Genomic DNA, 15,171 nt, shown 5'->3' with positions numbered 1-15,171 from the left:
CATGGCAACGACCGGTACTCCCACCAACATCACCCAGGGGTCCAAGACCAAGGGCGGCATCGGTGAGTCGACGCTGCGCCCCGACGGCACCCTGAAGGTCACCGGCGAGTTCGCGTACTCCTCGGACATGTGGCACGAGGACATGCTGTGGGGCTTCACGCTCCGCTCCACCGTCGCGCACGCCGAGATCGTCTCCATCGACACCTCCGAAGCGCTCGCGCAGTCCGGCGTCTACGCCGTGCTGACCTACGACGACCTGCCCACGTCGATCAAGAACTACGGCCTGGAGATCCAGGACACCCCGGTGCTGGCGCACGGCAGGGTCCGCCACCACGGCGAGCCGGTGGCCCTCGTCGCCGCCGACCACCCGGAGACGGCGCGGCGCGCGGCCGCCAAGATCAAGATCGAGTACAAGGAGCTGCCCGTCGTCACCGACGAGGCCTCCGCGACCGCCGCCGACGCGCCGCTGCTCCACGAGGGCCGCAACGACCACCACGCCGGGCACGTCGCGCACCCGAACATCGTCCACCGCCAGCCGATCGTCCGCGGCAACGCCGACGAGGCCGCCAAGAAGGCCGATGTCATCGTCTCCGGCGAGTACGTCTTCGGCATGCAGGACCAGGCCTTCCTCGGCCCGGAGTCCGGCCTCGCGGTGCCCGCCGAGGACGGCGGGGTGGACCTCTACATCGCCACCCAGTGGCTGCACTCCGACCTGCGCCAGATCGCCCCGGTCCTCGGACTTCCCGAGGAGAAGGTGCGGATGACGCTCTCCGGCGTCGGCGGCGCGTTCGGCGGCCGCGAGGATCTGTCGATGCAGATCCACGCCTGTCTGCTCGCGCTGCGCACGAACAAGCCGGTCAAGATCGTCTACAACCGCTTCGAGTCCTTCTTCGGGCATGTCCACCGCCACCCGGCGAAGCTCTGGTACGAGCACGGCGCCACCAAGGACGGCAAGATCACGCACATGAAGTGCCGGATCGTGCTGGACGGCGGTGCCTACGCCTCCGCGTCCCCGGCCGTCGTCGGCAACGCCGCCTCGCTGTCGGTGGGTCCGTACGTGATCGACGACGTCGACATCGAGGCCGTCGCGCTCTACACCAACAACCCGCCCTGCGGCGCAATGCGCGGCTTCGGCGCGGTCCAGGCGTGCTTCGCCTACGAGGCCCAAATGGACAAGTTGGCAGCCAAGTTGGGCATGGACCCGGTCGAGCTGCGCCAGCTCAACGCCATGGAGCAGGGCACGATCATGCCGACCGGGCAGCCGGTCGACTCGCCGGCCCCGGTCGCCGAGATCCTGCGCCGCGTCAAGGCCCGCCCGCTGCCGCCGGAGCGCCAGTGGGAGTCCAGCGAGGGCGCCGACGTCCGTCAGCTGCCCGGCGGCCTGTCCAACACCACCCACGGCGAGGGCGTCGTACGCGGTGTCGGCTACGCGGTCGGCATCAAGAACGTCGGCTTCTCCGAGGGCTTCGACGACTACTCCACCGCCAGGGTGCGCATGGAGGTCATCAACGGCGAGCCGGTCGCCACCGTGCACACCGCGATGGCGGAGGTCGGCCAGGGCGGCGTCACCGTCCACGCGCAGATCGCCCGCACCGAGCTCGGTGTCACACAGGTGACGATCCACCCCGCCGACACTCAGGTGGGCAGCGCCGGTTCCACCTCGGCCTCCCGTCAGACGTACGTCACCGGCGGCGCCGTCAAGCACTCCTGCGAGCTCGTCCGCGAGAAGGTCCTGGAGATCGGCCGCCGCAAGCTGGGCACGTACCACCCGGCGTGGGCCACCGCCGACCTCCTCCTGGAGGGCGGCAAGGTCGTCACCGACGGCGGTGAGGTCCTCGCCGACCTGGTGGACGTCCTCGAAGGCGAGGCCGTCGAGATCGAGGCCGAGTGGCGCCACCGCCCCACCGAGGCGTTCGACCTGGTCACCGGCCAGGGCAACGGCCACGTCCAGTACTCCTTCGCGGCCCATCGCGCGGTCGTGGAAGTGGACACCGAACTCGGCCTGGTCAAGGTCATCGAACTGGCCTGTGCCCAGGACGTCGGCAAGGCGCTCAACCCGCTCTCCGTCGTCGGCCAGATCCAGGGTGGCACCACCCAGGGCCTGGGCGTGGCGGTCATGGAAGAGATCATCGTCGACCCCAAGACCGCGAAGGTGCGCAACCCCTCCTTCACGGACTACCTCATCCCCACGATCCTCGACACCCCGACCATCCCGGTCGATGTGCTCGAACTCGCCGATGAGCACGCCCCCTACGGGCTGCGCGGCATCGGCGAGGCCCCGACCCTGTCGTCCACCCCGGCCGTCCTCGCGGCGATCCGGAACGCGACCGGGCTGGAGCTCAACAAGACGCCGGTCCGCCCTGAGCATCTGACCGGCACATAGAGAGCCGTCCGGGGACCCCGGTCCCCGGACTCCGGTCCTCCGGGCGGTGCACGGCAGGGGTGTCCTGTCCGTCCTCCTCCGGATACCGCCCGGAGAACCTTTCCGCACCACGCAGTTGCTGCTGCCTCGTACGCAGTCAGTCCCCAGTTCGTCTCGGGCCGTCCCCCGGGTCGTGCAGCCGAAGATCCATCCCAAATCTCGCATCTGATGCGAGTGCCCCTTTGAACCTTGGGAGTAAGGCACCATGACCCAGCAGTCCACTGAGCCGAGGACCACGGCGGAAGACGCGGGCGACGGCTCGCGTCAGCCCGCCGGCCGGTCCTGGCTCGACCGGTACTTCCACATATCCGACAGAGGGTCGACGGTCGGCCGTGAGGTGCGTGGCGGCGTCACCACCTTCATGGCGATGGCGTACATCGTCCTCCTCAACCCGGTGATCCTGACCACTACCAAGGACATCACCGGCGCCACCCTCAACGCCGACCAGGTGACCACGGCGACCGCGCTCGCCGCCGCCGTCACCACGCTCGTGATGGGCTTCCTGGGCAATGTGCCCCTCGCCCTGGCCGCCGGACTCAGCGTCTCCGCGGTGATGTCCTTCCAGGTCGCCCCGCAGATGACCTGGGACAACGCCTGGGCGATGTGCATCATCTACGGCGGGGTGATCGTGCTGCTGGTGCTCACCGGTATGCGCGAACTGATCATGAACGCCATCCCGTTGCCGCTCAAGCACGCGATCACCATGGGGATCGGCCTGTTCGTCTGCCTCATCGGTCTCGTCCAGGCGGGCTTCGTCACCTCGATGCCCGGCCCGGGAGGCCTCGCCGGTGCCAAGCCGATCCAGCTCGGCACCGCGGACATGCTCACCGGCTGGCCCGTCCTGTGCTTCGCCTTCACCGTCCTGCTGATCTTCCTGCTCCAGGTCCGCAAGGTGCCCGGCGCGATCCTCATCGGCATCGTCGGCGGCACGGTCTTCGCCGCGCTCGTCCATCAGTTCGCCGGGCTGACCGTCAAGGACTGGGGCGGCCGCAACGCCCCGGTGGTCTCCGGCTCCGTCGTCTCCACCCCCGACTTCGGACTGCTGGGCCATGTCTCCTTCAGCGGCCTGGGGGACGTCGGCGGCATCACCATCGGTGTCATCGTCTTCACGCTTGTGCTCGCCGGCTTCTTCGACGCCATGGGCACCATCATCGGCATCGGCCAGCAGGCCAACCTCGCTGACAAGGACGGCAAGATGCCGGGTCTGAACAAGGCCCTGGCCATCGACGGTGCGGGCGGCATGGTCGGCGGTCTCACCGGCGCCTCCGGCCAGACCGTGTTCGTCGAGTCCACCGCGGGCGTCGGCGACGGCGCGCGCACCGGCTTCGCCAGCGTCATCACCGGCCTCGGCTTCGCGCTGTGCCTGTTCTTCACCCCACTGGCGCAGGTCATCCCCACACAGGTCGCGGCCGCCGCCCTGGTGGTGATCGGCTCGATGATGCTGACCAACGCCAAGCACATCAACTGGGACGACCCGGCCACCGCCATCCCGGTCTTCCTGACGACGGTCCTCATGCCGTTCACCTACTCCATCACCGCGGGCATCGCGGCCGGCGTCATCGCCCATGTCGCGATCAAGGCCGCACAGGGCAAGTGGCGCGAGCCCGGCTGGCTGATGTGGGTGCTCTCCCTGGTGTTCCTGGCCTACTTCTCGCTCAACCCGATCGAGAGCTGGCTGGGGATACACCACTGACCCGCCCTTCCAACCTCCGTAATCCGTAAGGAGACCGACATGCTGGACATCGCCGAAGAGCTGCACCGGTGGGTCGAGCAGGGCCGCGAGTTCGCGGTGGCCACCGTGGTGGCCACCAACGGCAGCGCGCCCCGCCAGCCCGGAGCCGCCCTCGCCGTCGACGGTGACGGCACGGCGATCGGGTCGGTCTCCGGAGGATGCGTGGAGGGAGCGGTCTACGAGCTGTGCCAGGAGGCGCTGCGGATCGGCCGTCCGGTCCTGGAGCGCTTCGGGTACAGCGACGAGGATGCCTTCGCCGTGGGCCTGACCTGCGGCGGCATCATCGACATCCTCGTCCAGCCGGTACGGACGGGCGCCCCGCGCTCCGCAGACGACGGCGGAGCCGCGGGGGAGGTGGCGGAGCGCACCGCCGGCACGCTCGCCGCCGGGCTGGCCGCCGCCGCGGCGGGAGAGGCGGCGGCGGTCGCCCGGATCATCGACGGGCCCGCCGAACTCCTCGGCCACGCGCTGCTGGTCCGCCCCGACGGCAGCCACACCGGCACCCTCGGCGGCCACCCCGCCCTCGACCGCACCGCGGTCGCGCAGACCCGCGCGCTGCTGGACGCCGGACGCACCGCCACCGTCGAGATCGGCGCGGAGGGTGCGCAGTGCGGCCGGCCGGTCGTCCTCCTCGTCGAATCCTCCGTGCCCGCCCCGCGGATGATCGTCTTCGGCGCCATCGACTTCGCCTCCGCGCTGGTCAGGGTCGGCAAGTTCCTCAACTACCACGTCACGGTCTGCGACGCCCGGCCCGTCTTCGCGACCCGTACCCGCTTCCCGGACGCGGACGAGATCGTCGTCGACTGGCCGCACCGCTACCTCGACTCCCAGGAACTGGACGCACGTACGGTGCTGTGCGTCCTCACCCACGACGCCAAGTTCGACGTCCCCCTGCTGGAGCGGGCGCTCAAGCTCCCGGTCGCCTACGTCGGCGCCATGGGCTCGCGCCGCACCCACCTGGACCGCCAGCAGCGGCTGCGTGACGTCGGACTGACCGAGCTCGAACTCAACCGGCTGCGCTCGCCCATCGGCCTCGACCTCGGCGCCCGCACCCCCGAGGAGACCGCGCTCTCCATCGCCGCCGAAATCGTCGCCAACCGCCGCGGCGGCACCGGCACCCCGCTGACCGGCGCCCACACGCCCATCCACCACGACACGGCCCGGCCGGTGGGGCGGATCGGATCGGTGGCCTGAATTCCTGAACTCCTGAACTTCTGAACTCCTGACGGAAACCTGGCCAAAAGGATGACGGAGCCCTCCGCGCGATATGGCAGGATCCGGAGTTGACGGCGCGCGCTGAGCGGCGCCGGGAGATGTCCGCGCGAGCAAGGAGGTGATCGGGATGAGTCCCGAAGGAAGTCCTTGCCGCAGCGATGCAGCGTACTGACCGCTGCTTCCTCCCCGAGCTGAACGCGGAGTGCCCGTAGCGGACTCCGTACCGGCTCCGCTGTGTGCCTTCACATCTGACAGCAGGGTGCTCCGCCGCACGTTGCGGCTGCCCTGTTCCCGTTATTCGCATTCTTTGCGCGGAGGGCCGTTCCGGCCTGCCCGAAAACGGTGGCGATATCCCGTGCCGTAGTGCCGCATCACGGCTGCGGTACGCGCGTATTCCGCTGAATTCCGCCCCGTATTCCGGTCGGCCGGTCAATTCCTCCTGCGCGCTCGGAGGTTTTTCGTCATGACCACCCTGTACACCCCTGAGAAGCTCGCTCCGCCGGGCCGCGGTGCCCGCCGCCGGGACCGCCGGGCCGCCGAACTGGCCGCCCGTACCCGGAAGGCCGCCGACCGGCTCGCTGCCGTCAGCGCCTGCCCCGCCGACCAGGTCCTGGCGGACCTGAAGAGCACGCCCAGCGGCCTCTCGCACGGCATGGCGGTGAGCCGGCTGGACCGGGACGGTGCCAATGGCATCACCCACCAGCCGGCGCCGCGCTGGTACGTCCAGCTCGGCCGGGCCTGCTGGAACCCGTTCGTCCTCGTTCTGACGGTGCTGGTCGCCGTGATGTACGGGCAGTGGCTGCCGGTCGCCGGCGAGGAGCCCTTCGACCCGAAGATCGCGATCCTCGGTGCGATGGTGCTGATCAGCGTGGGGCTGCGCTTCTGGCAGGAGCACCGGGCCGGCAGCTCCGCCGCCTCGCTGCGCGCCCTGGTCACCACGACCACCACGGTCCAGCGGCTGGCCGGCCACGGGCGGCTGCCCACCACCCTGGAGATCCCGGTGGACGGCGTGGTCAGAGGGGACCTCGTCAAGCTGGCCGCCGGCGATCTGGTCCCCGCCGACCTCCGGCTGCTCACCGCCAAGGATTTGATGGTCAGTCAGGCTGCGCTGTCCGGCGAGTCGCTGCCGGTCGCCAAGGCCGACACCCGGTGGCCGGACGCGGGAGCGCACGCGACCGGCGACCCGGTCGAGGCCGACAACCTCGCACTGGCCGGCACCTCGGTGACCTCCGGCACCGCGACCGGCATGGTCGTCGCCACCGGCGCGGACACCTACTTCGGCTCCATGGCGGCCGCGCTGTCCGGCGAGCGCCGGGAGACCGGCTTCGACACCGGGGTGAAGAAGGTGAGCCTGCTGCTGATCCGCTTCATGCTGGTGATGGTCCCCGTCGTCTTCCTGATCAACGGCCTCACCAAGGGCGAGTGGGCCGAGGCGTTCACCTTCGCGGTCGCCGTCGCCGTCGGCCTCACCCCGGAGATGCTGCCGATGGTCGTCACCACCAACCTGGCGCGCGGCGCGGTCGCCATGGCCCGCCGCAAGGTCGTCGTCAAGCGGCTGAACGCCATCCAGGACCTGGGCGCCATGGACGTCCTGTGCACGGACAAGACCGGCACGCTCACCGAGGACCGGATCGTCCTCGACCGCTACCTCGACGTCCGCGGCGAGCCCGACGACGAGGTCCTCGAATACGCCTACCTCAACAGCCACTTCCAGACCGGGCTGCGCAATCTGCTGGACCAGGCCGTCATCGACCGGATGCACGAGGCGGAGGAGGTCGTCGTCGACGCCCGCTTCACGCTGGTCGACGAGATCCCCTTCGACTTCGCGCGCCGGCGGATGTCGGTGGTGCTGCGGCGCAACGACCCCACCGGACCGGCCGGTGAGCGGGCCGCCCGGGAACACTTCCTGATCACCAAGGGTGCGGTCGAGGAGGTGCTCGCCCGGTGCACCCACGTGGCCGAAGGCGGCCGCCGCGGCGAACTGACCGACGTGCTGCGCCGCCGGGCCCTGTTCACCGCGGAGGAGCACAACCGTCAGGGCCTGCGGGTACTGGCCGTGGCGACCCGCACCCTGCCCGCCGACCTCCCCCATAGCCCTGATGGCATGGGAGGTGCTCCCATCACCTACGGCACCGCCGACGAGGACGGGCTGACCCTGATCGGCTTCCTCGCCTTCCTCGACCCGCCGAAGCAGGACGCCGCCCGGGCGCTGCGGGCGCTCGCCCGCAACGGCATCACGGTCAAGGTCGTCACCGGCGACAACGAACTGGTCGCCGCCCGGATCTGCGCCCAGGTCGGCATCGACGTCAACGCCGTCGTCACCGGCGCCGAACTCGACGGCCTGGACGACCGCGAACTCCTCGAACTCGCCCGTACGACCACGCTGTTCGCCAAGGTCAACCCCGTACAGAAGGCCCGGATCGTAGGGGCGCTCAGGGCCGGCGGGCACACCGTCGGGTTCCTCGGCGACGGCATCAACGACGCCGCCGCGCTGCGCGAGGCCGATGTCGGCATCTCCGTCGACACCGCGGTCGACATCGCCAAGGAGTCCGCCGACATCATCCTGCTGGAGAAGGACCTGACCGTCCTCGGACAGGGCGTGCTGCGCGGCCGGCTGACGTTCGGCAACACCATCAAGTACCTCAAGATGACGGCCTCCTCGAACTTCGGGAACGTCTTCTCGGTACTGGCCGCCTCCGCGTTCCTGCCCTTCCAGCCGATGCTGGCCCTGCAACTGCTCGTCCAGAACCTGCTGTACGACATCTCCCAGCTGGCCACGCCCTGGGACCGGATGGACCGCGACTATCTGCGCACCCCGCGCACCTGGGACGCCCGCGGTATCGGCCGCTTCATGCTGGTCCTCGGGCCCACCAGCTCGCTCTTCGACCTCACCACCTTCCTGCTGATGTGGCACGTCTTCGGGGCGGACTCCGAGGCGCACCAGGCGCTGTTCCAGTCCGGCTGGTTCGTCGAGGGGCTGCTGACCCAGACGCTCGTGGTGCATATGCTGCGCACCCGGCGGATCCCGTTCCTTCAGTCGCGGGCCACCCGCCCGGTGATGGTGATGACGGCGCTCATCATGGCGGCCGGTCTGTATCTGCCGTTCTCCCCGCTGGCGGGGGCGCTCGGCATGCAGGCGCTGCCGGTGAGCTACTTCCCCTGGCTGATCGCGACGCTGACGGCGTACTGCCTGCTCACCCAGGGCGTGAAGAGCTGGTACGTCCGCCGGTTCCACAGCTGGCTGTAGCGCGGGGCATCGGCCGTGCCCGCACCGGGGGACGGTCGGGCGGCTCACGGCCGGGCCTTACGGGACGGAGCCGGTCCGGCGGCTCACGGCCGGTCCTGACCGGAGGGAGCCGGGTCCGGCGGCTCACGGCAGGGAAGCTGATCGTGTCGGGCCCTTGCGGACGGTCTCTGTCCGCAAGGGCCCTTACCGTCTTTCCATGACGCAGCGCCGCACCGCCCCCGTCCTCACCCCCCGCGCCCTCGGCCGGGCCACCCTCGCCCGCCAACTCCTCCTCCAGCGCGCCGAGACGGACGTCCTCACCGCCGTGGAGTGGCTGGTCGGACTCCAGGCCCAGGCGCCCGGGCCGCCGTACCACGCACTCGCCGCCCGGCTCGCCGCCTTCCGGCCGGAAGAGCTCGCCGGCCTGCTGGAGACCCGCCGGGCGGTCCGCATTTCGGCGATGCGCTCCACGATCCACCTGGTCAGCGCCCGGGACGCCCGGCTGCTGCGCCCGCTCCACCAGCCGGTGCACGACCGCATCCTCCGCGGCAACTTCGCCCGGCAGCTGACCGGTGTCGACCTCGGACGGCTGGCCGCCGCCGCCCGCGCGCTCGTCGAACAACGCCCGCTGACCTTCCAGGAGTTGGGGGAGCGGCTGGCGGAGGAGTGGCCGGAGTACGAGGGCCGGGCGCTGGCCATGGCCGCCCGGCAGACGCTGCCGCTGGTGCAGGTCACCCCGCGCGGAATGTGGGGACGCAGCGGACCTGCGGCCCACACCACCCTGGAGAACTGGGTGGCCGGGGCGCCGGACCCGGCACCGGAACCCGCCCCCGCGGAGGAGGATCCGCAGCGCGCCCTGCCCACCGTCCTCCTGCGCTACCTGGCCGCCTTCGGCCCGGCCTCCGTCAAGGACATGCAGACCTGGTGCGGACTGACCCGGCTGCGCGAGGTCGTCGAGCCGCTACGGCCCCGCCTGCGCACCTTCCGCGACGAGAACGGGGTCGAGCTCTTCGACCTGCCCGATGCACCACTGCCGGACCCGGACACCGAGGCGCCGGTCCGCTTCCTCCCGGAGTTCGACAACGTCGCCCTCTCGCACGCCGACCGTTCCCGCATCCTCGCGCCCGAGTACCAGGGCCGCACCTGGGACCGGAACGTCGCCTACCGGGTCTTCCTCGTGGACGGCACCATCCGCGGCCTGTGGCGGACCGACACCGAGGACGGCACCGCCCGGCTGACCATCGAGCCGTTCGCCCCGCTGAGCCCCGCCGAGCGCACCGCCGTGGAGGCCGAGGCGGCCGGAGTCCTGCGGATGACGGCACCGGACGCGGGCCACGACCTTCACTACGGCCCGGTCGCCAAGCGCGGGGCGCGGTAACGCCGGAGGCAGCGGAAAACGGGGTGAAGCCCGACGGCGGGCCGGGTTACCTTCCCCGCGTGACCAGTGACCACACGCAGACCGCCGTCGACATCCGGGAGATCCCCGAGTCCGGTCTCGACCAGGCCCTGGACCTGGTCTACCTCGCCTTCCATCTGCAACCGGGCGAGAAGGCCCGTAAGCGCCACCTGGAGCTGCTGCGGGCCTGCGCACGGATCGGTGCCTACGAGGGCGCGCAGCTGGCCGGGATGGCCGGTGCACACCGGTTCACCCTCTCCGTCCCCGGCGGCCAACTCCCCTGCGCCGCAGTGGACTTCGTCTCCGTCGCGCCCACCCACCGGCGGCGCGGGGTGCTCACCGCGATGATCGACGGACTCTGGCGCCGCTGCGCCGACGAGGGGCGTGCGCTGGCCTGCCTCTGGGCGTCCGAGAGCGCCATCTACGGCCGTTACGGCTTCGCCGCCGCCACCGAGACGTACCGCATCGAGATCGACTCGTCCCGGCCACTCGCGCTGCGGATCGCCCCCGACTCCCGCCCGCTGCGGCTGATCGAGCCGGCCGACGCACCCGCGCTGCTCGCCCCCCGCTTCGACGCGAGTCTTCCCGAGCGCGCCGGCCGGTTCACCCGTGACGAGGCGTGGTGGCGCAAGGTGCTGGATCTCGACGGCTCCCGGAGCGCCGAGGACCTGGACGGCTTCGGCCCCCTGCGGGCGGTGGTGCTGGGCGCACCCGGCGAGGTGCCCGGAGGCTATGCGCTCTACCGCACCCGCGGTCCGGGCGAGAGCCGCCCCGGCGCGGTCTCCGTCGGGGAACTGGAGGCGGAGAGCGCACCGGCCGCCGCCGCGCTGTGGTCCTACCTCTGCTCCATCGACCTGACCACGACCGTACGCGTCGAGGCCCGCCCCGCCGACGACCCGCTGCTGCTCCTGGCCGCCGACCGGGACCAGATACGCGTCACCGCCCAGGAACCCGGCCTGTGGGTACGGCTGGTGGACGTCCGCACCGCCCTGACGGCCCGCGCCTGGGCGTCCCCCGTCGACCTCGTCCTCGTCCTCGGTGATGCCGCGCTGCCGGCCAACGCGGGCCGCTTCCGTCTGACCGCCGGCCCCGGCCGGCCCACCACCTGGGAGCCCACCACCGACGCCCCCGATCTCTCCCTCGACGTACGGGAGTTGTCGGCGGTCTACCTGGGCGGCAGCCCGCTGCGGCGCTTCCTGCACGCCGGTCTGGCCACCGAGCACACCCCGGGCGCTGTCCGCCGCCTGGACGCCGCGCTGGAGACCGCGTGGCTGCCCTTCACTGCGGAGAACTACTGAGCGGTGGGTGCGGCGCCTGCCGGGGCGCGAGCGCCGCCATCACCAGGACGTCGTGCCACTCGCCGTCCCAGAACAGCGCCTCGCGCAGCCGGCCCTCCACCTCGAAGCCGCACTTCTCGTAGGCCCGCCGGGCGCGCGCGTTGAAGGTGAAGACCTCCAGCTGGACGCGGTGCAGCCGCACCCGCTCGAAGGCGTAGCCGAGCAGCAGCCGGATCGCCTCGCTGCCGACGCCGCGGCCGGTGGCGTGCTCGGCGAGGGAGATACGGAAGCTGCCGTGGGCGTTGTCCTCGTCGATCTGGCTGAGCGCGAGCTCGCCCAGGTAGGCCCCGCTCTCCCGGTCCTCGACGGCGAGGTCGAGACGGTCCGGCCGCCCGGCGGCCTTGGCGCACCAGTCCGCCAGCTCCTCCCGCGTCCAGTCGTGGTGGGTGCCGGTCAGCCGCCGGGTCTCAGGGTCGAGAAAGGTGGCGTGGAAGGCCTCCGTATGACGGGACGACAGCGGGACGAGCCGGATCCGGGCGCCCGTGAGCACCGGCTTTTCGGAGAGTGCGGTGGCGTCGATCATGGCGGGATGATGGCGGGGCCGCGGCCGTCGCGGCAATCGAATTGACCGGGTGGTGAGGCACCGGCCGGGAAGGGGGAGGCGTGGAGCTGCGGCAGGTGCGGTACTTCGTCATGGTGGCGCAGGAGCTGCACTTCGGGCGGGCGGCCGAGCGGCTGCACATCGTCCAGTCGGCGGTGAGTCAGCAGATCAGACGGCTGGAACGGGAGCTGCGGACCGAGCTGTTCGACCGGTCGGCGCGCCAGGTGCGGCTGACCGCGGTGGGCGAACGGTTCCTGCCGGAGGCGCGGGCGCTGCTCGCCGCCGAGGAGCGGGCCCGGGCGGTGGTCACCGAGCTGACCGCCGGGCGCGCCACCACCCTGCGCCTGGGCACGAGTACGGGCCTGGGCACCCATCTGGACCGGGTGCTCGACGCGCTGGCCGGGATCGCTCCACAGACCACGGTGGAGCTGGTGTCCGCGCGCACCCAGGAGCGACTGGACCTGGTGGCGGCGGGGGAGCTGACTGCCGCGTTCCTCCGTGGTGCACCGGACGGCGGCGGACGGGACGGCCTGCGCTTCGTCCCGTTGTGGCAGGACCCGCTGGTGGCGGTCGTCCCGGCCCGCCATCGTCTCGCCGCCACACCCGACGGGCTCGCGCTCGCCGAACTGGCGGACGTCCCGCTGGTGCTGACCGCGCGCCGCAACAACCGTGCCCTGGTCGACCTGGTCGTCAACGCCTGCCACGAGGCCGGCTTCACCCCCGTACCGGGCCCCAGGTACGGCTCGCTGGACGACACCCTGACCGCGATCGGCGCGGCCGGCGGCCCGGCGGAAGGCCTGTGGACCGTCGTCTACGCCGCGCACGCCGCCCGGCTGAGCACTCCCAGGGTCGCCTACCTGCCGTTCCGCGACCCGGGCCTGGAGCTCACCACCTATCTCGCGGTACGCCGTGCCGACCCGCCCGCCGGACTGGAGCAGCTGCTGACGGCGTGTGCGGTGACGGACGGCGGCCCGGACGCCACCCAGCGGTCCGATCTCGATCGGTGATCGCTGTGTGCGCGATCCGCTTCTTGGTCGCACGGCCCGTTCGCGATGGACTGAGTGCACGCCGGTGAAGCACCGGAAACCCGGGGAAAACCCGGGAGCCCCAGGCCGGGGAACCCCGGGATCTCCCTGATCCCGGCCTTCCCGTACGGCCGTACCAGAAAAGGGAGTTCAGCCATGCCGATCGTCACCGTCCAGCAGGGTCCGCGCAGCGTCGAGCTGAAGCGGGAGCTGGTCCGGCAGATCACCGATGCGTTCGTCGACGCGTACCAGATCCCCGCCGAGACCGTCCAGGTGTGGATCCAGGAGGTGCCCACCGACAGCTGGGGTGCGGCGGGCACGCTGACCGCGGACAAGTAGGCGACGGAACCGGGCCGGCCCGTCGGGGGAGGGCCGGCCCCCTCCGGCGGGCCGCTCCCCGCCGAAGCCGTCACTTCGCCCCCTGGCGGCCCCCGCAACCGCCACACTCTCCCTTCAGACATGTCTGTTCCGGATACATCCGAACACAGGAGAGAGCATGCGGACACCGATGACGATCGCGGACTTCCTCGACCGGGCCGAGCTGGGGTTCCGCGACAGCCCGGGCGTGGTCGACGAACCGCGGCAGCCCGCCTCGCCGGTGCCCGAATCGACCTACAGCCGGTTCGGCGAACGCGTCCGCGCGTGGCAGGCGGGACTGGACGCGCTCGGGGTCGGTGAGGGCGAGCGGGTGGCGGTGGCGAGCCACAACTCCGCGCGCCTGCTGGAGTTGCTCTTCGCGGTGCCGATGAGCGGACGGATCTGCGTGCCGGTGAACTTCCGCCTCAAGCCCGAAGAGGTCGCTTACGTCGTGCAGCAGAGCGGATCCTCGGTCCTCCTCGTCGACCCGGAGCTGGACGACGCCCTCTCCGGCGTCAAGGCGCGGCACCGCTTCGTCCTCGGCGAGCAGACCGAGACCGAACTCATGCGCTTCGGCGTCGAGCCGCGCCCCTGGTCGGCCCCGGACGAGGACGCCACCGCGACGATCAACTACACCTCGGGTACGACGGCCCGGCCCAAGGGCGTCCAGCTGACCCACCGCAACATCTGGGTCAACGGCCTGACCTTCGGCCTGCACACCCGCGTCTGGGAGCGCGACGTCTACCTGCACACCCTGCCGATGTTCCACTGCAACGGCTGGGGAATGCCGTACGTGATGGCCGGCCTGGGCGTCAAGCAGGTGGTGCTGCGCAAGGTCGACGGCGCGGAGATCCTGCGGCGCGTCGAGGAGCACGGCGTCACGATCATGTGCGGGGCGCCGGCCGTGTGGAACATGGTGCTCGACGCGGCAGCCACCTGGCAGGGCGAGATCCCCGGCCGGGACCGGGTGCGGCTCGTCTGCGCGGGCGCCCCGCCGCCGACCAGGACCATCCAGCGCGTCGAGGAGGAACTGGGCTGGGAGTTCACCCAGCTCTACGGCCTGACGGAGACGTCCCCGCTGCTCACCTTCAACCGCACCCGACCCGGCGACACGGAACTCCCCGCAGACGAGCGGGCGCGCAGACTCGCCCGCGCGGGACTGCCCGTCCTCGGGGTCACGTTGAAGGTCTCGGAGACCGGTGAGGTGCTGGCCCGCTCGAACACGGTGCTCGACGGGTACTGGGACAAGCCCGAGGAGACGGCGGAGGCGCTGGCGGACGGCTGGTTCCACACCGGCGACGGCGGCACCATCGACGCCACGGACGGCCATCTCACGATCTCGGACCGGAAGAAGGACGTGATCATCACCGGCGGCGAGAACGTGTCGTCCATCGAGGTCGAGGACGCGATCTTCGGCCACCCGGCGGTCGCCGAGGTCGCCGTGATCGGTGTGCCGCACGAGAAGTGGGGGGAGACGATCAAGGCCCTCGTCGTCCTCGCCGAGGGCGCGACCGCGCAGGAGGCCGATATCATCGCCCACTGCAAGCAGCGCATGGCCGGCTACAAGGCGCCGACGTCGGTGGAGTTCCGCGACAGCATCCCCCGCACGGCCACGGGAAAGATCCAGAAGTTCAAGCTTCGCCAGCCGTACTGGTCCGGACGCGACCGAGGCGTCAACTGAGCAGCGGCCCGGCCCCGGTAAGCGCCTTGTGGGGCGTGGCGCCGGGGCCCTGACCGCGTGGGCCAAACGGGTGAAAACTCGCTCGTTCCTTGCGGTGCGCAGCGCAGTAGTGGGTTACTCGTGCTATCCGCACGACGGGCCGCCCATCCCTTCACGGACCGGATCAGTCAACAGCCGATCCCGGGCCGCCCTTTCTTCGACACGCGCCACTGACGGACCGGGCCCCGGGAGTCGACACA

General features: G+C 71.2%; 10 protein-coding genes. 9 read left to right on the top strand and 1 reads right to left on the bottom strand.

Annotated features, from left to right (window positions below; translation table 11 throughout):
- The first annotated feature begins 1 nt into the window (after position 1).
- The 6 genes from ACZ55A_RS14650 to ACZ55A_RS14625 all read left to right on the top strand — a co-directional run bounded on the left by ACZ55A_RS14650 (position 2) and on the right by ACZ55A_RS14625 (position 11,289).
- Entirely contained in the window at positions 2–2,383 is a 2,382-nt protein-coding gene (locus ACZ55A_RS14650) for a xanthine dehydrogenase family protein molybdopterin-binding subunit (protein WP_468839240.1), read from the top strand.
- A gap of 244 nt (positions 2,384–2,627) precedes the next feature.
- Entirely contained in the window at positions 2,628–4,115 is a 1,488-nt protein-coding gene (locus ACZ55A_RS14645; RefSeq protein WP_468839237.1) for an NCS2 family permease, read from the top strand.
- 39 nt (positions 4,116–4,154) lie between these two features.
- Entirely contained in the window at positions 4,155–5,348 is a 1,194-nt protein-coding gene (locus tag ACZ55A_RS14640) for an XdhC family protein (protein ID WP_468839234.1), read from the top strand.
- Between the two features lie 484 nt (positions 5,349–5,832).
- A complete protein-coding gene (gene mgtA / locus ACZ55A_RS14635) occupies positions 5,833–8,616 on the top strand; it encodes a magnesium-translocating P-type ATPase (RefSeq protein WP_468839231.1) in 2,784 nt (927 codons plus the stop codon).
- A gap of 196 nt (positions 8,617–8,812) precedes the next feature.
- Positions 8,813–9,973, top strand: a complete 1,161-nt coding sequence (locus ACZ55A_RS14630) for a winged helix DNA-binding domain-containing protein (RefSeq protein WP_468839228.1) — start codon at positions 8,813–8,815, stop codon at positions 9,971–9,973.
- 59 nt (positions 9,974–10,032) lie between these two features.
- Complete coding sequence (locus ACZ55A_RS14625; RefSeq protein ID WP_468839225.1) at positions 10,033–11,289, top strand: GNAT family N-acetyltransferase; 1,257 nt, start codon at positions 10,033–10,035, stop codon at positions 11,287–11,289.
- Here ACZ55A_RS14625 and ACZ55A_RS14620 read toward each other — a convergent pair.
- Positions 11,270–11,851, bottom strand: coding sequence for a GNAT family N-acetyltransferase (locus ACZ55A_RS14620; protein ID WP_468839222.1), 582 nt, complete (start codon positions 11,849–11,851; stop codon positions 11,270–11,272). The genes ACZ55A_RS14625 and ACZ55A_RS14620 overlap by 20 nt on opposite strands.
- Before the next feature lie 80 nt (positions 11,852–11,931).
- On the opposite strand from ACZ55A_RS14620, the gene ACZ55A_RS14615 reads away from it, so the two are divergent.
- From ACZ55A_RS14615 to ACZ55A_RS14605, 3 genes are all read left to right on the top strand, one after another.
- Positions 11,932–12,876 (top strand): LysR family transcriptional regulator, encoded by a 945-nt coding sequence (locus ACZ55A_RS14615; protein WP_468839220.1) that lies wholly within the window; start codon positions 11,932–11,934, stop codon positions 12,874–12,876.
- A 174-nt stretch (positions 12,877–13,050) separates the two neighbouring features.
- Complete coding sequence (gene dmpI / locus ACZ55A_RS14610) at positions 13,051–13,233, top strand: 4-oxalocrotonate tautomerase DmpI (RefSeq protein WP_468839217.1); 183 nt, start codon at positions 13,051–13,053, stop codon at positions 13,231–13,233.
- Positions 13,234–13,390: 157 nt separating this feature from the next.
- Positions 13,391–14,932, top strand: a complete 1,542-nt coding sequence (locus ACZ55A_RS14605; RefSeq protein WP_468839214.1) for an AMP-binding protein — start codon at positions 13,391–13,393, stop codon at positions 14,930–14,932.
- Positions 14,933–15,171 lie beyond the last annotated feature (239 nt).

Source organism: Streptomyces sp. NPDC034111 (genome assembly GCF_055575375.1).
The sequence above is the reverse complement of the archived record's forward strand: the minus strand, read 5'-3'. Positions and strand labels throughout refer to the sequence as shown.